Raw genomic sequence first — 20,143 nt, 5'->3', positions numbered from 1 at the left:
GGTGTAGTCATGCGAAATGAGGAAATTATTATAGATTTAGCAGATCCTGTGTTTACCAAAACAATTCGTTCGAGGCAAAATGATAAAAACGGATTGAAGATTATTGTAAATGTAAGAGAAAAGGGGCAACTTGTTGATTTAACAGGGTATGCAGTGAAGTACGAAGCGATTAATCAAGTTGGACTGTTCGTTCGGGATGATGCCCAAATAGTTGATGCAAAGAATGGTGTATTTTCATATACTTTGTCCTCGCAAGCTGTTTCCACATCGGATGATTGGACAGCTTATTTTGTGATGGAAAAAAGTACAGAACGAATGAGTACACCAGACATTCGTATTACATTAAGGCGAGATGTGAAAGAAGGAAATATTAAAATTGAAAATTATATTTCTGATTTTGATAATCTCAAGAAACAGATAGATGCTTTGCAACAAGCAGTTGATAAAATGGACGTCGTAAAGCGTTCAGGCGGGATGATGACAGGTTATCTAACAATGAGACCGACAATCGGTTCCAATATCGGAGTTGGATTCAATAGTGAGGATAAGGTATTAGATATCGGTCTTGTAGGAGTCTCGGATGGTCAATTATATTTAAAAGACTGGAAAAATAATAAAGTATTGTTCGAAAAATCACCTACTGGGATATTCAATGTTTTTGCTGATAATCTTCTAAAAAAAGCTGGCGACATTATAAATGGATTACTTGAATTTAAGAGTGATAATGCAATTGTATTAGGAAGTCGTTCTTATAAGACAGTTATTCATAAAGGGGCGCAAGGAGAGCTGATTTTTGCACCTTCCACCAAAGAACAAGGTGATTCTTGGGATTGGTCCAAAAGAGTAGAATTTCGAACAGATGGCACAATCAGACAAGCGTATGATACAGGATGGATTAACATTCCTACAACTGGGGTAGAGAATGTTACTGATAGAATTTTGAAGTGTAAAAGAAGTGGAGAACACGTTAATGTAATTGGTTCTATTCGAAATGCGCAAAACGCAACAGTATTTGCTACACTTCCAGTTGGATGTAGACCTGTTCAAGACATTGCGGTTCCAGCTATTATGATAACTGGAGGAGTGAATACAAACTTTTGTGAAGTTACAGTAAAAAAAGATGGTGGGATTTTCGTGAATGGTGTTCAAAGTGGAAGTACTTTTCATATTGCAATGAACTTTTTAATTTAGCTTATACACGTTAAGCATGTATAAGCAGGCCGAATAAAGGAGTGGAAAAATGGAGCGTATTGATGTATTACTAAAAGCGTTTATAGCTACGTTTGGCGGTTTTTGTGGGTATTTTTGGGGAGGATGGGATGCAACATTGAAAATCTTAGTGACGATGGCAGTTATTGATTATTTAACTGGCATGATTGCAGCAGGATATAACGGAGAATTAAAAAGTAAAGTGGGTTTCAAAGGCATCGCCAAAAAGGTGGTGCTTTTTCTTTTGGTTGGTGCAGCCGCTCAATTAGATGCATTGTTAGGAAGCAATAGCGCTATTCGCGAAGCAACAATTTTCTTCTTTATGGGTAATGAATTGCTTTCACTTTTAGAAAATGCTGGACGAATGGGTATCCCACTCCCGCAACCATTAACAAATGCAGTTGAAATTTTAGGTGGTAAACAAAAACAAGAAGAGAAAAAAGGAGATGTTCAATAATGGAAATCAGAAAAAAATTAGTTGACCCAAGTAAATATGGTACAAAGTGCCCTTATACAATGAATCCAGAATTTATCACAGTTCACAATACGTATAATGATGCGCCAGCTGAGAATGAAATTGCTTATATGATACGAAATAATAATGAGGTGTCATTCCACGTTGCAGTAGATGATAAAGAAGCTATACAAGGCTTACCTTTAGAACGGAATGCATGGGCTTGTGGAGATGGGAATGGTTCAGGCAACAGAAAGTCGATTAGTGTGGAAATCTGCTATTCTTTAAGCGGCGGAGATAGATATTATAAAGCAGAAAATAATGCAACTATTGTTGTAGCTGGGCTCATGAAACAATACAACATTCCAATCAGTAAAGTTCGCACACACCAATCGTGGAGTGGAAAATACTGCCCGCATCGTATGTTAGCGGAAGGGCGCTGGAATTCTTTTATAGAAAGGGTGCAAAACGCATATAACGGTGGTGGGAATGCAGGTTCTACAAAACCATCTAACAATGGTGTAGGTATTGTTACGATTACAGCGGATGTCTTACGCGTTCGTACAGGACCAGGAACAAATTATGGCATTATAAAGAATGTGTACCGAGGGGAACGCTATCAATCTTGGGGCATTCAAAATGGCTGGTACAACGTTGGTGGGAATCAATGGGTTTCTGGGGAGTATGTGAGGTTTGAGGGTTAGGATGACACCATTTTTGAGATCGTTCATACTCTGAGACTACGAATAAGACCTATGTGTATGTGAAATGAACGGAAAAAGAGCATTCCTCTGGCGAGTGAGGAACGCTCTTTTTTAACATTATAAAGATATATCTCTCATTTGGTTTGTCGATAGTAATCATATGTAACGAAAGGAATAAATATGAACAATAAAAATCAGAGTACTCTTGTGGAGTGCTCTGATTATATAGGATGCTATATAAAAAGGGAACGTGTTAATTGCATTGTATGTAGCAACATGCTGAAATATGAGAAAAAGCAATCCAGGGTGGTGAGGCCCGAATGCTTTTTCTGTATATAGAAAGGCATCATGCCAGGAGCAATTTAATATATGCTTCTAAAGTACGTGATGTTCCATCAAAATAAAAAGGCACCTTCCCCAGCTGAAGGTGCCTCATGTGGTGATTCTCTAGATGTATAAATAATATATCCAATATTAGTGAAGAATAGAACTTATTATTGACCGATAAATGTATATGTTAAATATATTTTTATAAATCAGATATTCTTCTAACTTGTTTTTCTTTCTTCTTAAAACTCTTCTTATACTGTTTGAAATCTTGTTTATCGACTCTGAATTTCTCCCCAGTAGCAACGTTTTTAACTAAATATGTTTTAGAAAAAAATTCTCTGATGCCGAAGAAAAGGGCATAGAGTATAAGAGACCATCCTAATGTAGGGATAAATAAAATAAATCCGATAACAATTAACCAAATGTCTAGTGTAGGGTTTATGCGCTTTAAAATCAATCGTTTTCCAGTAGCAGCTTGAGCCTGCTCTAATTGTTGCATACGTTGTAGTGATGCGACGGTATCATAACTCATGTGTTCAACCTCCTGTTTTAAGTTGCATTAAATTAATACATATTCATAGTATTTTATTTTGATGTAACTACACTATTTTTGTACATTTTGTCTACTTGTTCTTTGTTATAGCCATATGTAAGTGTTAATTTATCATCTACAAATAAGCAGGTGCCCACACTGAAACCTCGGCATCCGGCCATGAATTTCGGGAGTTTGGGAATAAATCCGACTGCTTCAATATCCATCAAAATAAAACGTACTGGAATCGCTCTTTTATTTTGCTGTGCACCTTTTAACATATGACTCATAAATGAAAAAATTCGTTTTCCTATATCCGGGAAGAAATCTTCTTGTTGTTGATCATTTTCTGTATACGTGAAATAAACAATTATTTTACGCTTTAATAGTTGCAGTAAATCTTGTTTAGAATTTGAATGTAGTTCTTTATAAGGAAGCAATAAGATTTCATAACCCTGATCATATTTTTGAGAAGATGTTTTTTGATACATAATGCTTTTGTAATCTAGTACAAATATTGATTCCTCTTCACATCCTATGATAAATTGTTCTACTTCATTTAATCCATTTTTAGGATCGTAATAATTTTCAATAATTCGATTTAATGTTTTGAATGGTGGTTGTTTTGACATTGTAATTACTCCTGAGTATATTTTTTCTCTTGTTGTTTTTCAGTGGCTAATTCTTCAGGTGTTTTCCTTCTCACCTTAACTTTTAATCCGTATTCTTTTTCGTAAAGTTCTTCAAAAACTTCTTCTATTTTTTGTTCACCGTATACTTCTTTTACAATTCTCAAGTTGGTTTTTGGTTTAGGCATATATCAGCTCTCCTCTTCAATCCAAATTTCTTCCACAGTCAGATTCAATGCTTTTGCAATACGAAGCGCAACTCTTAACGTAGGTTCACTTTTCCCTCTTGCTATCATGCTTAATGTTTGGTCTGTAATACCCACCAGTTTCGCAAGATCAGACTGTTTTAGCATTCGTTCGGCCAAGATTATCTTTAATTTACACTTCATAAAATCCCTCCTTTTTCAATGTTCTATTTCAATTTTTAAAAACCTCTAATATTTTTATTTGTGGACAAACAAGTTTTAAAGTTCTACATCATATACCTATATTACTTCCACTCAGAAGCCCACGAAGACTTCTACTTGGAATTCCAAATGGCATCGTAGATATTAAGAGAGGAGAGGGTTGCATGCGTTCTCAGTATAGTTATCTCAATGTAACGCCGTATTTATATTCATCAAAAGAATTACGTCACATGTATAACGAATCAAGATCCAGAAAAGAGACTGAATCTATTCTTACTCACATGAGGAACCATGAAGTATTTGATAATAAAGAATACAAAGGGTATTTCAGCTTATCACAAGTTATTGAAGAAGATTTATATGGAGAAGAGGAAGATATATTGAATTGGCAAGATTTAATGGAGCGGTATCAAATTGTAGCTACCAAATCAGGGATTAAATTTCGTGAGAAAGAGGAACTGGTTGAGGAGGAATGGCTATGACACTTGCAGGAGAAGCAGTCATTATTTGGACGGCAACAGGTTTGTCTGTAATTGCGATGAGTGTAGCTGAAAAAATGGGGAAGAGTGTTCCACATTGGCTTCCACATATAACCTTGTATACGACGCTTACGGGCTCGTTCTTATATCTTCTACGTTATGTTCTCGTTATGTTTCTATGAAGGAATATGATGTGGAAGAGAGGGACAGTAGAATTCATAAGCGAAAATGCTTGTTCTGTCTTCTTCCAACAAAGTGCAATGATATCCTTATAGGATATCTAAAGGAGAAATGTTTATGCTGGAATTACTATTGGTCCCGACGACAGCTTTAACTATTGCATTTGTAAGTGATCGGTTTAAAAGTAAAATAGATGATAAAAAGAAGATACAAGTATTTTTTGAAGTGTCAGGAATTGCAATTAAAAAAGATGATAGGATCCATTATCCAAAATTCAAGAAGCGAACTCATGATGATCGAAGTACAACATACGTGTATGAGTTGCCTGTTGGTATGCCAAGTAAAGTTATTCAAAAGGTTGAAGATGTTGTAAGTGAAGGATTAAATAAACCTGTTCGAATTCAGTATGACAATTATAAATTGAACATTCGTGTATTCGATCAAGAAATACCAAAGAAGTGGGAATGGTCAACAAATTTAATTCAAGTTGGAAAATGGCTTGTACCAATAGGGCAAAGTTTAGAAGAGTTAATTTATCATGATTTTGATAAAACGCCACACATGACTTTAGGTGGTTTAACACGTATGGGAAAGACTGTGTTCCTAAAGAATGTGATGACATCTCTTATTACTGCACAAGCAGAATATACACACTTGTTTATTATTGATTTAAAGGGAGGATTAGAGTTCGGACCATACCAAAAAATAAAGCAGGTGGATTCAATTGCAGAAAAGCCAATGGAAGCTTTTCAGGTATTAAGCACGATTCTAAAAAAGATGGAAGAAAAAATGCTTTTTATGAAAGAACACCATTATACCAATGTGGTAGAAACAAATATAAGAGAACGCTACTTTATTATCGTGGATGAAGGGGCCGAACTTTGTCCTAATAAAAGTATGAATCGGGAACAACAAAAGTTGTTAGGAGCTTGTCAACAGATGCTTTCTCATATAGCGCGAATTGGCGGAGCATTAGGGTTTCGATTGATATTTTGTACACAATACCCTACTGGTGATACTTTACCCCGTCAAGTGAAACAAAACAGTGATGCAAAATTAGGATTTCGGTTACCAACTCAAACAGCTTCTCAAGTTGTCATTGATGAAACTGGTCTTGAATCAATTGAAAGTATACCAGGGCGTGCACTTTTTAAAACGGATCGATTAACAGAAATTCAAGTCCCTTATATCTCAAATGAACAGATGTGGGACGTATTAAAACAATACGAGGTGAAAAAGGATGCATATGCAGACACATATCAAAATGAATCGTCAGATGATGATTTTGACCTCGATTAGAAAGCTAAAATTTGCGACAAGAAGACACTTAATGGCAATTCACGATATGGGAGGAATTCGAAATGCAAATCGAATTTTAAAAGATTTAAGTCCATATGTGAATAGTACCGTTTATAAAAAAGAGCATGTATATTACCTCAATAAACAAGGACGTGCGCTATTCGATGATGTAGAAAAGATTGTGCCCACCATTCGATTAGCACACAGCCTCATGAGAAACGAAGCGTGGCTGAATCTATTTTGTCCTGAGGATTGGCAGATAGAAGCCCCTATACGTTATAAAGTAGATGACAAGAAGCGAACCATTATTCCGGATGTAAAGTACCGTGATAGTGACGGGATTCTCAATGCAGTCGAAATAGATCGTACACAAATGATGAATGTGAACAGTGAAAAAATGAATAAGTATGGTGAATTCACGGTGTATTATAAAAACAAATATAACGGGAAAGTCCCTATCCTTCATTTCTTTACACTCACACCATTTAGGCAAAAGACGCTAGAACAATTTGCTGTGCAGCAAGGTGTATATGCAAAGGTATATGTGATACCTGAAGTGTAAAAGAGAGCATCACATACCAAATTCAGGTTCAAAATAATATTTGTTCATCAAATTGTTTACGATACCGTTGAAATACGCAAACTTACCCTTTTTCATTTTGACTCCATCTTTTACCTTCATCGCAAATTCTTTCATAGCTTGTACACCAATTTGTAGTTCTTGTTCTTTGTCAAACGCCGTTTGGCCTGTTGTATGATTTATTACACAATTGCATTGTTTTACGACCTTCCAAAATTCTTGAATTGTTTTAGCTTTTGAATAAAATGCTGAAGTTAGGGAAACGAAACGTTTCGGAACCCAATGGGCTACAAATTCAGCACATTTAATGTTTTCTTTAGGTACAGCATTATTGTCATTACCATTACGTTTATTTATATCTTTACTCTTTTGTTTTAAGATTTTAGTATTTGTTTTAACGGTAGGACACTTCTTAGTCGTTTCAGTAGGGTGCTTGTGGGACACTTCATTTACAATTGGTTGGATAATAATTGCATTAGAAGTTTGGCGCATATCTTTTTTTCGCTTCATAGCTATTTGCTTAATTATTCTTAAAGTCACAAGTCTCGTCATTAAACGTTGTACAGTTTTATATGATACGCTCATTATCTCAGATATTCTATTTTTACATAGGAAACTAACACCTACGTATTTGCAGCTATGACGCTTTAAAATTTCAAGTAATGCAATTAATTTAGATTGTACATCTGCACGTTTAATAGACGTTTTAATTACATCTCTGTATACTCTAATCGTTTGATTTAATTCCTGTACATTTGAAAATGTTGATAAATTATGATAGGACTCTGGTTGAGCTAATATATCAATACACTTTTTCATAACGGCTTGTCTCCTTTTTGGAAACAAAAAAGCAACGTCACCGATTTATTGGTAAACGTTGCTTAATACCCCTTGTATGAGGTAAAATAACTCATGAGAGTATAGCAAGTGTTTACCTGGTCAGCTCAGGTGGACGGTATATACGGTGGTCCAACACCATATATACACGCTGTGCTCTTTTGTTTTTATGGTCACATTTTGGTAACGAATGAATAAAATTTAAAATTTATTCATGATTTTTAACGTTACACAAACCGTTGATATATAAGGGTTTATTACTATTTTTAAAACGAACGTAAATAACCTTTATTGACGAACAGGGTCAATTCCTTTTTTTGCTTTCAAATTCTTCTTCTGAAATGACTTTAAATCCGTGTCTTTTAAATAAAGCAGTAGTTACCCCGTAACCAGTTTGCTTATTGCCATTAAATTCACCAGTGTAAATCGTAGAACTGCCACAAGATGGACTACGTTCCTTTAAAATAATATATTCTGGATGTAAATTTTTAATTTGTTCTAATGCTTTATAAGCACCATTTACGAAAGCTTCTGTGACATCTTCACCATCTTTTGTCATCACTTTCGCTTTTCCGTCCAAAACGTCGTCGCCATTCCCGCCAATAATTTCAGCAGAAGGACGAGGTGTTGGCAGTCCTCCTAATACTTCAGGACAAATGAGGACTGTATCTTCTTTTTGTAGTAGCTTCTCTATTTTTGAAACGAGATTGTCATTTCCGTCATATCGACAAGCTATACCACCTAAACAAGCGCTAATTACGATCATATTTTCATCTCCATTAAAAAAATATTAAATTCCACGCCAAATTCTCTTCCTGCCTCTTACTTATAAATGAGGTGATATAAATGGGAAGCTTATATAATTTAATGAAACCATACAGTGAATTTCGAAGTAAAGAAGAGTTTAATGCATATCAAAAACAAGTTTTGAAGTGCTATCGATTTCAATTGAATAAAACGGATGCTACCATTATTCATTTTTTAGGAAAGTATGCGGTGAATGAGAAACAAAAAACAGTAGGAGTCGCCTGTCCGTTAATGGAGACGATTGCGAAGAATGTTGGAAAGAGTATTCGTACAGTACGCCGTTCAATTGCAAAGTTAGAGGAACTAGGAATTATAAAGCGTGTTGCAACAAAAGAAAGACATAAGCGCGGCGGGTATAGTGCGAACTTATATATTTTTCTTATATCTGCAATTGACCGCATGGATGACCGTATGAAAATGTCCGCATGTGAAAGTGAGGATTATACAGCTGGCTGTAGCGGAAAGGAGCAAAAAAGCGAGAGGGAAACAACTCTTTCTAAAAACATTCCACAAATAAAAGAGAAAAGAAAAATAACGTACGAGCTTGATGAGACGTATTGCCGTCATGATATACCGAAGCCTTTTATATACGCACTGGTACCGATGACGAGTAATCCGAAGAAAATTAATATATTTTGGAGTAAGGTCGAGCTTGCGTATAAAAAGAGCGGGTTACTAGAGCAAGGTGTTTTACTAGAGCAGATATTAGCTGATGAAGAAGTGTATGGAAATTTCATTTGGCGAGTGAAGAGTGTTGTGAGAGCTTATAAATATGGGGAAATCCGTAAAAATGTGAAGGCACTTTTATATAGTACAGTGCGAGATTTATTTTTAGAGGTTGGATTAGAATGGGGAGCAGCTGTGAGAAGAAGTAAGGGGATAGCGTTATTTGATCCATTTAAAAAGGAGCCATGCGTATAATACATGACTCCAAGTAGCTAGTCGAACTTTCTTACAACTGGAACACGAATCGCTACAAATAGTACGAAGACGATAACAGCAATTGCACCGCTTTTCATAACGGTTACGATTGGAATTCCTATTGCAAGTGCGATTGATGTGAATGCATAAGAGAGCGGGATAAAGCCCATGGATGATAGCATAAGTAAGCTCATTACGCGTCCCATCATTTCCTCTTTTACTGTCGATTGAATCATCGCCATAAGCGGAACGATAGCCATTGCAATTGTAATACCATAAAACATGCCGGCTAATAATGCTTGCCAAAGTACGGTGCTAAAGTTGATGGATAAGAAGAATACACCAGACAGTAGCATCATGATAATGCAAAATAGTCCGCGTCTACGATTAATATTTTTTAAACCGACAATGACAGCGCCTATTGCCATTCCGCCGCCTACAGATGCTTCTAAGTAACTGAAATGGAGCGAGTCACCGTGCAGAACATTTTTAACGAAAAGCGGGAAACCGACTTGCATCGGACCAATTAAAAATAAATTTAAAAAGGCGCTACAAAGAAGGAAAGTTGAAAGGAATGGCGATTCCTTTACATATAAGATTCCTTCTTTAATGGAAGTGAACATACCTTTATCTGTATCTTTTAGTTCTGGCATCGTAAATTGTATTTTTTGAACGAGTATGGCTGCGACAATCAGTAATAAAATTGTAATAGAAAATATTGTCTCGTAGTTTGTAAATTTGATCAGAATTCCGCCAAGTACAGGTCCTAAAATGACCGATGCTTGGTTCGTCATTTGTGTAAGTGAATTCGCTTGTGTTAACCGGCTTTTTTCTACCAATTCAGGTAAGATAGATCCATCTGCTGACCAGAAGAAAGCATCAGCAAGTCCAAAGAATAAAGCGAATAAAGCAAATGTATATAGTGTTACATCACCAACGATAAACCATGTGAGAATGGTTGCGACAAGAATCGCTCGAATAATATTGGAGTAAAACATAATGTTTTTTTTCGGGAATTTATCAGCTACAGCGCCGCCGATAATCATAAAAATAAGCCTTGGAACACTAAGAGCTACGAAAACAACACCGAGTGAAGCTTCAAGGTTTAATGTTTTTGCTATGTACCACGTTTGTGAAAAAGTAAAAAAGGCTAAAGCAAAGCTTGAAAAAAGAGTAGCTGCCCAAAGAAAAAGGAAATTCGTATTTTTTAATAACGGTTTTCCGCTTCCTTCTAAAGCAGTTTTATTTTGTTGTAGTTCCTCCATATTGCTTCCTTTCTATGTGACAAATTTAAACTAAAAAACCAGTAAACGCCCGATTGGTGAGGGCTAATACTCAATGGGAGATGCCCTCCGCTGAGTATAGTTTCACTTTATACAGTTTCTAATATTTCTATACTGCACTTTCTCATTGTAGACAATAATAATGGATTTGCCCAGTAGCTATTTAACGACAAAAAAAGATGCCGAATGGGCATCTTTTTTTAGGCTAACGCAATATAAATATCCAATTGTGCATGATTTGGGTCTAATGCTCTTTCGGCGTAAAGTTCAAAGTCTGTTGTGAAGGCACGTTTATTTTCTTTCGACCATTTCCAAATATATTCCCAAGCTTCGCAAACGACTTCAGCAACTGGTCCCTTTCTCGTTGTAAATACCGCATACGTAGCGGCAGGTATTGTTAAAGTTGTCATATTTTCAGGAACATCTTCTAATGAAGAAACGGGCATACCGATTGTAAATGTATATGTACCAGTTTCATCTGATTCGTAGTTGGAGTAGAAAGCGAATGTTTCTTTCGTTTGTTGATTTGGGATGTGATGCATCATTTGTTCTTGAAAGTATTTGTTCCAAAGCCCGGGGATTTTTCCTTCAGGAGATGCCTCTATTTCATTAGTTGTCGTAACCGAAACGCCGATTGCTTGGAAAGCTTCTTTTTTTACGATAATGGGTTCGTTTATCATTACAAATTCCTCCTTTAAAATAAGAACATACGTTCTTTAATAATATAACATATTTTTACATGTAACGGTTATTATTTTTTGAAAATTTTAATCATAAACAACAAACTGAAATAACTAAAAAATGGTAAAAATTCTATTGTATGTATGAATAGGTTAGGGAGTATGTTAAGATTTTTATGTATCCTTTAACTGTTATATAAGCCTATGCAGTAGAACGTTTTTACTATATTAAAAATGGTAAAGGTTTGTATAAGTGTCCGGTATATATGCTATTTTTGATAAATTAAAATAGTAATATTCTATGAGATTTATATTGTTGACATTGGGATTTCAACGATACATTTTCGTAGGACGGATTGTTGCGAGTGGATATATATTGCTATGTATACGGCTACGAAATTAAGTAGACGGATAGCAAGTATATAGAAAGGAGAAAGGTAGAAAATATGAAGCAAGTATTGAAGTGTTTTAATGTCGTAACGATGATCACACTTCTCCTATCCATCATATTGCCTTCACCCAGTGCTTTTGCTACAGAGATAAATAAAAAAAGCTGGGATGAGTTACAAGGAAATGATGTGAAAATTAAGGCAGAGCAAGTAAATGCTGAAATATATAAGGGAGAAGTAGCGGAGAGGGAGCACGTATTTCAATATACGATTGAAAATACGGGAGCTACACCAATTCAAGAATTGGTGCTTAAACAAAATAATGAAAATGAAATTACGTTCCCTTCGCAATCTGTGAAAGTAAACGGAGAGAAGTTACCTGAAAATAAGGTAGCGGATTTCTATGTAGAGGAAAAAGATAAGGGAGGAAAGGTTCTTTCTTCTAATCTTAAAATTAAAGATTTAAAATCACATGAAAAAATGACTGTGTTAATAAAAGCTCGTCGTGCACAACATTTTAATAAAGAGTATAAGCAAAAAATTAGTGTGCAAAAGGATCAACTACAAATAGGAAACATGTCTGTAGATGTTGAAGGGATTCCTTCTGAAGACAAGGTTGAAGCTAATACCGATGATGAGGCTGACAGTAGTAAGAAAGAAATCGGATCACCAGCTGATGCTAAATCAAAAGAAGTGGATGGAAAATTAAAAGTATCTGCAGGAGATAAAAATAAACCTACAGCGAACACGGAACTAGTGAAGCAGCCAGTAGATAAAGATGAGAAGAAACTAGAAAAAGAAGCGGAAAATCAGAGCGATGCAAAAGTACAAGCTGCATCAGAGAATGCTTCGAAGGTTCAAATGCAAACAGGGGATAAGCAAGGATTTGGAGATCCACTGTATTCTACAATTACTGCTGGTAATTTAGTACAGACTGGTAATGTAACACTTGGTTTGACGACTGATCATTATGGCAGACAAAGTATGGGTTATAAAACGAATAAAATGACTGTGGACGTTGATAACGATGATAGTACTTTTAATTCGTCAACAGGTGCATTTCCTAACATTCCTGCCGGAAGTAAAGTGAAAAAGGCTTACTTATTCTGGACAGCAGCAATGGGGTTACCAGGAAATATTGCTGATAGAAAGGTTACCGAGGATCAAGTAAGGCAACCAGTCAAAATGAAAATGGGAAATAAAGAATATGCAGATGTAACTGCTGATAGCATACGAAAAGCGGATTACCTACCTTATATTTCTAATTACTCAGGTAGTGGCGCAGGATATGTTGCGTATGCAGATGTAACAAATGTAATTGCACAGCAAGGGATTTCACAAACGTTGACAGTTGCAAATGTGCCACAAATTAAAGATGTAACAGGTGGCGGCTATTACTGGGGTAACTGGAATCTTATATTAGTTTATGAAAACTATAAAGAAACAGTAAAAGACATGAAGATTTGGGAAGGGCTAGTCTCTCAAAAAAGTACAGCCTGGACAGATATTAGTGTTAATAAAATAAACACACCAAAAGAAGGTGCTTTTAAGGCGAAATTTAGTTATTTTTCATCGCAAGGTGACCCAGCTGAGAAAGATGGATATGCATATGATTATGGAGAATATGATTTTGGTGCTGGATATATAAAGATAAAAAATATTAACGGTAAAGACAATGATGCGAATGATTCGTCTATGACAGAAGTACAAGTAGACGGTACTAACGAGTTTGTTACAAAAAAATATCCAGGATATAACCCGGATTGGACAAATTCATTCAGTACTGACATTCATACGTATCATCTTGAAGGACCTACTCAAGTAAAAAATGATTTAAAAGAAGCAAAAATGCGTTTTAGAGCAAATGGTGGCGGTGGTGATATTTACGTATTAAATAACGCTACATTCGTTACAGAACATAATGCTCCAAACTTACAAGTTGATAAAAAGGCATTAGATAGTGCCGGTAAAGAAGTTAAGGAAATTAAAGCTGGTGAAGAGTTTACGTATCAAATTGAAGTGAAGAATGATACGAAAAATAACCAAGCACCTGTATCTAATGTAAAAGGTTTTGATAAATTAGATGATCGTTTAGAGTATGTTCCGGGATCTATACAATATATTTCTGGAAGTAATAAAGGAAATAAAACAGATAATGCAAGCGATGATGAAGCGGAGTTTGTAAATAATCAAATTGATTTCCGTGTTGGTGAAGGTGCTAATGCTAAAGACGGCGGTGTTTTAAAGCCTGGTGAAAGTGCCATTATTACATTCAAAGTAAAAGTGAAAGCTTCTGTACAATCAGATACAACAATAAAAAATATCGTTGCTGTAAAGGGAAAAGATAGTACCGAGGTAAATTATGAAACTACAGATGATGCAAATGTTACGGTTACGCTTCCGAAAGAAGTTCCGGGAGAAATAGAAGCAAGAAAAATAGCTTCTAATAAAACACCGAAGCTAGGTGACGAGGTAGAGTATCGTATTACATTTAAAAATAAGACAAAAGATGGACGTCTAGATGTATTGACAATTGAAGACGAATTACCAAGTAATCTTGAATACGTGAAAGATAGCTTGAAAGCAGAAGGTGCAAAACCAGAGCCAGTAGAGCTGAAGTTTAAAAATGGAAAAGTAATGGCAAAGTATCCAGAAATTATGGATATGGAAGAAAGAAGTATCGTCTTTAAAACAAAAGTAAAAGAAACTGCAAAAATTGGTGAAGAAATTGTTAATAAAGCAACCGTTAGTGATAAAACAAATCCACCAAAGGATTTAGAGGAGAAGATTACACCACAGCATAAGGCCGGTAAAATTGCTGCAAAGAAAAAAGCAACAAATAAAAAGCCGAAGCTAGGAGAAGAAGTTGAATATCAAATTAGCTTCAAAAATACGGTGGAAAACGGAAAACTAGATGCAGTTACAATAGAAGATGAAATTCCAGCTAACTTAGAATTTGTTCAAGGTAGTGAGAGAGCTGAAGGTGCTGAACCAAATCCAGTAGAGTTAAAAGTAGAAAATGGTAAGGTAATCGCAAAATATCCAGAGATTACGGATACAAAAGAGCGAAGCATTTCCTTTAAAGTGAAAGTAAAAGAAGAGGCAAAAGCCGGAGAAACGATTGTTAATAAAGCGGTTGTGAGTGAGCCAAATGGACAGTCTGAGCATCCAGAAGAAAAGATTACGCCGGATTATAAATACGGTAAAGTGGATGTTGAAAAAAGCGTAACGAATCAAACACCAAAACTAGGAGAAGAAGTGGAATACCGAATTACATTTTATAATACGGTAGAAAACGGAAAACTAGAAAAGGTGCTAGTAGAAGATACACTACCTAAAGGTGTTGAATACGTGAAAGATAGTTTGAAAGCTGAAGGTATAAAACCAGAGCCAGTAGAACTAAAAGTGGAAGACGGCAAAGTAATGGCAAAGTATCCAGAAATTACGGATACAGAAAAAAGAAGTATTGTATTTAAAGTGAAAGTAAAAGATTCGGCAAAAGTAGGGGAGGCAATTGTAAATAAAGCAATTGCAAAAGATCCGAAAAATGAGCCTGCTGAATCGAAGGTTGTTATTACACCACAAAGTAAAAAAGGTGAAATTGCTGCTACAAAGGTAGTTAATAATAAGAAACCGAAGCTAGGCGAGGAAATCGAGTACCGCATTAGTTTTCATAATACGGTTGAGAACGGAAAACTAGAAGAGGTGCGAGTGGAAGATACAATTCCAAAAGGTCTTGAATATGTAGAAAATAGTATCAAGGCCGAAGGAGAAGCACCTGGACCAGTAGAATTAGCTGTTGAAAATGGAATAGTCAAAGCTAAGTATATCGATATTATGGATATGAAAGAAAGAAGTATCGTCTTTAAAGTAAAGGTGAAGGAAGAAGCAAAAGTAGATAAAGAGATTGTCAATAAAGCAATTGTTGATGATACGAAAAATCCACCGATTGAGCCGGAAGAAAGAATTACTCCGCAATATAAGGATGGAATAATTGATTCGAAGAAGACAGTAGATAATCCATCACCAAAACTAGGAGAAGAAGTAGAATACCGAATTAGCTTTAAAAATACGGTAGAAAACGGAAAACTAGAAAAGGTAACGATAGAGGATATAATTCCTAACGGTTTAGAGTATGTAAAAGGCAGTGAAAAGGCTGAAGGTGAAAAACCAGCTCCATTAAAGTTAAGTGTGAAAGATGGAAAAGTCATTGCTGAATACGAAAATATTACAGATATGAAAGAAAGAAGTATTGTCTTTAAGGTAAAGGTGAAGGAAGAAGCGGAAGTAGGTAAGGAAATCATTAATAAGGCAATTGTTGATGATATGAAACATCCGAAAGAACCAGAAGCAAAAATCACACCATTACACAAAGATGGAAAAATTAAAGCGAAGAAAATCGTAAATAATGAAACACCGAAGTTAGGAGAAGAAGTAGAATACCGAATTAGTATGAAAAATACGGTTAAGTACGGAAAGCTAACAGACGTGATAATAGAGGATACTCTACCAGAAGGTTTAGAGTATGTAGAAAATAGTTTGAAAGCAGAAGGTGCCGGAACAGATTCAGTAGAGCTGAAATTTGAAAATGGTAAGGTAATGGCAAAATATCCAGAAATTATGGATACAGAAGAAAGAAGTATCGTTTTTAAAGTGAAAGTAAAAGAAGGAGTAACAGTCGGTAAAAAAATCATTAATAAAGCAACTATTGATGATTCGCAAAATAAGCCAGTTAATCCGACTGCGGAAATTATTCCTCAGTATAAAGATGGAAAACTTGAAGCGAAAAAGATGGTAAATAATGAAACGCCGAAGTTAGGAGAAGAAGTGGAATACCGAATCAGCTTTAAAAATACGGTAGAACATGGAAAGCTAACAGAGGTAAAGATAGAAGATGATTTACCAAATGGATTAGAGTATGTGAAAGATAGTGTAAAAGCAGTAGGTGCTAAGCCAGCTCCAGTGGAATTGAAATTTGAAAACGGTAAGGTAATGGCGAAGTATCCTGAGATTACAGATACAAAAGAGAGAAGTATTACCTTTAAAGTGAAAGTAAAAGGTAAAGTGAGCGATTGGATTGTTAATGAAGCGATTGTGAGCGATACGAAACATCCGCCAGAAACACCGACAGCAGAAATTATTCCGCAACATAAAGACGGAAAAGTGAAAGCGAAGAAGACGGTAAATAATGAAACGCCGAAGTTAGGAGAAGAAGTAGAATACCGAATTAGTTTTAAAAACACGGTAGAAGACGGAAAACTAGCAGAGGTGAAAATAGAAGATACTTTACCCGAAGGTTTAGAGTACGTAGAAAACAGTGTGAAAGCAGAAGGTTCTAAGCCGGATCCAGTAGAATTGAAAGTGGAAAATGGTAAGGTAATGGCGAAGTATCCAGAGATTACGGATACAGAAGAAAGAAGTATCACTTTTAAAGTGAAAGTAAAAGATGAAGTGAAAGTCGGTAAAAAAATCGTCAATAAAGCAATTATTGATGATACGAAAAATGAGCCAGAAACACCGACGGCAGAAATTACTCCACAGCATAAAGACGGAAAAGTGGAAGCGAAGAAGACGGTAAATAATGAAACGCCGAAGTTAGGAGAAGAAGTGGAATACCGAATTAGCTTTAAAAATACGGTAGAAAACGGAAAGCTAGCAGAGTTAAAAATAGAAGACGATTTACCAAATGGATTAGAGTATGTGAAAGATAGTTTACGAGCAGAAGGTTCTAAGCCAGATCCGGTAGAACTGAAAGTGAAAGATGGAAAAGTAATCGCAAAATATCCAGAAATTACGGATACAGAAGAAAGAAGTATCGTCTTTAAAGCGAAAGTAAAAGAAGAATTTAAGGTTGGTGAAGGCATTGTCAATAAAGTAGTTGTTGATGATACAAAAGATCCAACAACTTCAGAAGTAACAATTACGCCAGAATATAAAGACGGTAAGCTTAAAGCAGAGAAATTTGTAAACAATAAAAAACCGAAATTAGGAGAAGAAGTAGAATACCGAATTAGTTTTAAAAACACGGTAGAAAACGGAAAACTAGTAGAGGTTAAAGTAGAAGATGAAATTCCAGCTGGATTAGAGTTTGTAGAGAACAGTTTACAAGCAGAAGGATTTAAGCCTAGTCCGGTAGAATTAAAATTTGAAAACGGCAAGGTAATGGCAAAGTATCTAGAAATTGCGGATACAAAAGAAAGAAGTATTATTTTTAAAGTGAAAGTAAAAGAAGAGGCAGAAATAGGCAAGGAGATTGTTAATAAAGCAATCGTAGTAGATACAAAAAATGAGCCAGAAGAGCCTCGTGTGGAAATTACTCCGCAATATAAAGATGGTAAAATTGCTGCGCAGAAAGTAGCCAATAATCATAAACCGAAACTAGGAGAAGAAGTAGAGTACCGAATTAGTTTTAATAATACGGTAGAAAACGGAAAACTAGCAGAAGTGAAAATTGAGGATCAACTACCAAATGGATTAGAGTATGTGAAGGATAGTTTAAAAGCAGAAGGTAATGAACCAAATCCAGTAGAGCTAAAAGAAGAAGCTGGAAAAATCACAGCGAAGTATGAAAATATTACTGATACAGCTGAGCGTAGCATTATCTTTAAGGTAAAAGTAACAGAAGCAGTAAAAGTCGGGAAGAAAATCGTGAATACGGCAATTGTGGATGATGATAATCCGAAGAATCCTCCGCAAAAACCAGAAGCGATTATTACACCGGAGTATAAGAATGGAAAAATAAAAGCTGAGAAAACAGTAAATAACCCAGCTCCAAAATTAGGAGAAGAAGTAGAGTATCGAATTACGTTCCGTAACGTAGTTGAGCACGGAAAAGTAGCGAAGGTGAAAATTAAGGATGAATTACCAAACAGTTTAGAGTTTGTAGAAGGTAGCGAAAGAGCTGAGGGGGATAGTCCAAAACCGTTGCATGTGAAAGTGAAAAACGGCACAGTACTCGCAGAATATCCAGAAATTACGGATACGAAAGAAAGAAGCATCGTCTTTAAAGTAAAAGTGAAAGAAAAAGCTAAAATTGGCGAAGCGATTGTGAATACGGCGGTTGTGGAAGATACTATAAATCCACCAGAGAAACCAAATGTCGCTATACAGCCTCAACATAAAGATGGTGCATTACAAGCAGAAAAAACAGTAAGCAATCATGAACCGAAGTTAGGAGAAGAAGTAGAATATCGAATTAGCTTTGAAAATACGGTAGAGAACGGAAAACTAACTGAGGTAAAGGTAGAAGATGAAATTCCAGCCGGTTTAGAATACGTACAGGATAGTATAAAGTCTGATGGGCCGGAACCAAATCCAGTAGAACTTAAAGTTGAGAATGGAAAAGTAACAGCAAAGTATCCAGAAATTACGGATACGAAAAAAAGAAGTATCATCTTTAAAGCGAAAGTACAAGAAACGGTACAAGTAGGAAAAGAAATTATAAACAAGGCGGTTGTGGATGATAATAATCCGACAAATCCACCAGTTGAGTCACTTGTACCAATTACACCGCAATATAAAGATGGGAAACTAGAGGCAAGGAAAGAAGTAAGTAATCATGAACCAAAGCTAGGGGAAGAAATCGAATATCGAATTACTTTTAACGGCATAGTAGATGGCGGGAAGTTAGTTGATGTAAAGATTGAAGATGAAATTCCGTCTGGTTTAGAGTATGTGAAAGATAGTCTGAAGGCTGTAGGTGATAAGCCTGTACCAACAGAACTTAAAGTTGAGAATGGAAAAGTAACAGTGAAGTATCCAGAAATTACGGATACGAAAGAAAGAAGTATCATCTTTAAAGTAAAGGTAAAAGAATCAGTAAAAGTTGGAGAGGAAATAACAAATAAAGCGATTATTCACGTAGATGATCCAAATCATCCAGTTATGGAACCGACAGCGACAATAAAGCCAGAATATAAAGATGGTAAGGTAAAAGCAACGAAGACAGTAAGTAATAAAGAACCGAAGCTAGGAGAAGAAATCGAATACCGAATTAGCTTTGAAAATACGGTAGAAAACGGAAAAATAGCAGAGGTAAAGATAGAAGATGAAATTCCAGCCGGTTTAGAGTACGTGCAAGATAGTATTCGATTTGAAGGGGCTGAACCAAATCCAGTAGAGTTAAAAATGGAGTTTGGAAAAGTAATAGCGAAGTATTTAGAAATTACAGATACAAAAGAACGTAGTATTATTTTTAAAGCGAAGGTAAAAGCAGCACCAAGTAAAGGGATAACAAATAGAGCGATAGTGGACGATAGAATAAATCCACCACTTGAGCCTACAGTTACAATTTTACCGAAAACAAAAGAAGATTTTAAGATACCGGAAGATCCGAAAGAACCGAAAGAACCAGAAGTGAAACCGGAGGATCCGAAAGAACCGAAAGAACCAGAAGTGAAACCGGAGGATCCGAAAGAACCGAA

General features: G+C 35.8%; 17 protein-coding genes. 9 read left to right on the top strand and 8 right to left on the bottom strand.

The features are described 5' to 3' along the window. Window positions 1-9 precede the first annotated feature (9 nt). The 3 genes from ATL10_RS17190 to ATL10_RS17180 are packed head-to-tail and all read left to right on the top strand — an operon-like array spanning window position 10 to window position 2,367. On the top strand, window positions 10-1,191 hold the full coding sequence (locus tag ATL10_RS17190; protein ID WP_110497203.1) for a BppU family phage baseplate upper protein: 1,182 nt from the start codon (window positions 10-12) through the stop codon (window positions 1,189-1,191). Window positions 1,192-1,240: 49 nt separating this feature from the next. Continuing rightward, entirely contained in the window at window positions 1,241-1,666 is a 426-nt protein-coding gene (locus ATL10_RS17185) for a phage holin family protein (protein WP_000439565.1), read from the top strand. Then, window positions 1,666-2,367, top strand: a complete 702-nt coding sequence (locus tag ATL10_RS17180) for an N-acetylmuramoyl-L-alanine amidase (RefSeq protein ID WP_110497201.1) — start codon at window positions 1,666-1,668, stop codon at window positions 2,365-2,367. Before ATL10_RS17185 ends, ATL10_RS17180 begins: the two co-directional genes overlap by 1 nt. A gap of 529 nt (window positions 2,368-2,896) precedes the next feature. Here ATL10_RS17180 and ATL10_RS17175 read toward each other — a convergent pair. From ATL10_RS17175 to ATL10_RS17160, 4 genes are read right to left on the bottom strand one after another with little or no spacing between them, the layout of a single operon-like run. Further along, the gene (locus ATL10_RS17175; RefSeq protein ID WP_021728237.1) at window positions 2,897-3,229 is read right to left on the bottom strand and encodes a hypothetical protein; all 333 of its coding nucleotides are present in this window, start codon (window positions 3,227-3,229) and stop codon (window positions 2,897-2,899) included. A gap of 53 nt (window positions 3,230-3,282) precedes the next feature. Then, on the bottom strand, window positions 3,283-3,861 hold the full coding sequence (locus ATL10_RS17170; protein WP_110497199.1) for a type IV secretory system conjugative DNA transfer family protein: 579 nt from the start codon (window positions 3,859-3,861) through the stop codon (window positions 3,283-3,285). A gap of 5 nt (window positions 3,862-3,866) precedes the next feature. Further along, window positions 3,867-4,046 carry a hypothetical protein gene (locus ATL10_RS17165; RefSeq protein WP_110497197.1) on the bottom strand — a complete coding sequence of 60 codons (180 nt, stop codon included), beginning with the start codon at window positions 4,044-4,046 and terminating at the stop codon, window positions 3,867-3,869. Between the two features lie 3 nt (window positions 4,047-4,049). Next, the gene (locus ATL10_RS17160) at window positions 4,050-4,247 is read right to left on the bottom strand and encodes a helix-turn-helix transcriptional regulator (protein WP_110497195.1); all 198 of its coding nucleotides are present in this window, start codon (window positions 4,245-4,247) and stop codon (window positions 4,050-4,052) included. 182 nt (window positions 4,248-4,429) lie between these two features. On the opposite strand from ATL10_RS17160, the gene ATL10_RS17155 reads away from it, so the two are divergent. The 4 genes from ATL10_RS17155 (at window position 4,430) to ATL10_RS17140 (ending at window position 6,785) form a co-directional block, all read left to right on the top strand. Next, the gene (locus tag ATL10_RS17155) at window positions 4,430-4,747 is read left to right on the top strand and encodes a hypothetical protein (RefSeq protein ID WP_110497193.1); all 318 of its coding nucleotides are present in this window, start codon (window positions 4,430-4,432) and stop codon (window positions 4,745-4,747) included. Further along, window positions 4,744-4,926 carry a hypothetical protein gene (locus ATL10_RS17150; RefSeq protein WP_110497191.1) on the top strand — a complete coding sequence of 61 codons (183 nt, stop codon included), beginning with the start codon at window positions 4,744-4,746 and terminating at the stop codon, window positions 4,924-4,926. The genes ATL10_RS17155 and ATL10_RS17150 overlap by 4 nt, the downstream gene beginning before the upstream one ends. Before the next feature lie 115 nt (window positions 4,927-5,041). Continuing rightward, window positions 5,042-6,223 carry an FtsK/SpoIIIE domain-containing protein gene (locus tag ATL10_RS17145; protein ID WP_110497189.1) on the top strand — a complete coding sequence of 394 codons (1,182 nt, stop codon included), beginning with the start codon at window positions 5,042-5,044 and terminating at the stop codon, window positions 6,221-6,223. Continuing rightward, entirely contained in the window at window positions 6,165-6,785 is a 621-nt protein-coding gene (locus ATL10_RS17140) for a replication-relaxation family protein (RefSeq protein ID WP_110497187.1), read from the top strand. The genes ATL10_RS17145 and ATL10_RS17140 overlap by 59 nt, the downstream gene beginning before the upstream one ends. Window positions 6,786-6,794: 9 nt before the next feature. Here ATL10_RS17140 and ATL10_RS17135 read toward each other — a convergent pair whose 3' ends face one another. Together ATL10_RS17135 and ATL10_RS17130 are read right to left on the bottom strand one after the other, a co-directional pair. Beyond that, on the bottom strand, window positions 6,795-7,622 hold the full coding sequence (locus ATL10_RS17135; protein ID WP_110497184.1) for a helix-turn-helix domain-containing protein: 828 nt from the start codon (window positions 7,620-7,622) through the stop codon (window positions 6,795-6,797). A 322-nt stretch (window positions 7,623-7,944) separates the two neighbouring features. After that, window positions 7,945-8,406, bottom strand: coding sequence for a 2-thiouracil desulfurase family protein (locus ATL10_RS17130; protein ID WP_000635511.1), 462 nt, complete (start codon window positions 8,404-8,406; stop codon window positions 7,945-7,947). Window positions 8,407-8,486: 80 nt separating this feature from the next. On the opposite strand from ATL10_RS17130, the gene ATL10_RS17125 reads away from it, so the two are divergent. After that, the gene (locus ATL10_RS17125) at window positions 8,487-9,368 is read left to right on the top strand and encodes a helix-turn-helix domain-containing protein (RefSeq protein WP_000535237.1); all 882 of its coding nucleotides are present in this window, start codon (window positions 8,487-8,489) and stop codon (window positions 9,366-9,368) included. Between the two features lie 17 nt (window positions 9,369-9,385). On the opposite strand, the gene ATL10_RS17120 is transcribed toward ATL10_RS17125, so the two are convergent. Together ATL10_RS17120 and ATL10_RS17115 are read right to left on the bottom strand one after the other, a co-directional pair. Then, a complete protein-coding gene (locus ATL10_RS17120) occupies window positions 9,386-10,633 on the bottom strand; it encodes an MFS transporter (RefSeq protein WP_110497183.1) in 1,248 nt (415 codons plus the stop codon). 218 nt (window positions 10,634-10,851) lie between these two features. Next, the gene (locus ATL10_RS17115) at window positions 10,852-11,331 is read right to left on the bottom strand and encodes a GyrI-like domain-containing protein (protein ID WP_000606667.1); all 480 of its coding nucleotides are present in this window, start codon (window positions 11,329-11,331) and stop codon (window positions 10,852-10,854) included. Window positions 11,332-11,777: 446 nt separating this feature from the next. Here ATL10_RS17115 and ATL10_RS17110 point away from each other — a divergent pair. Continuing rightward, on the top strand, window positions 11,778-20,143 hold an 8,366-nt coding region (locus ATL10_RS17110), incomplete at its 3' end, for an isopeptide-forming domain-containing fimbrial protein (protein WP_110497181.1).

This window comes from Bacillus sp. 196mf, from assembly GCF_003217275.1.
GTDB lineage: Bacteria > Bacillota > Bacilli > Bacillales > Bacillaceae_G > Bacillus_A > Bacillus_A thuringiensis_S.
Note: the sequence above shows the minus strand (reverse complement) of the source record. Positions and strands in the feature narration are given on the sequence as shown.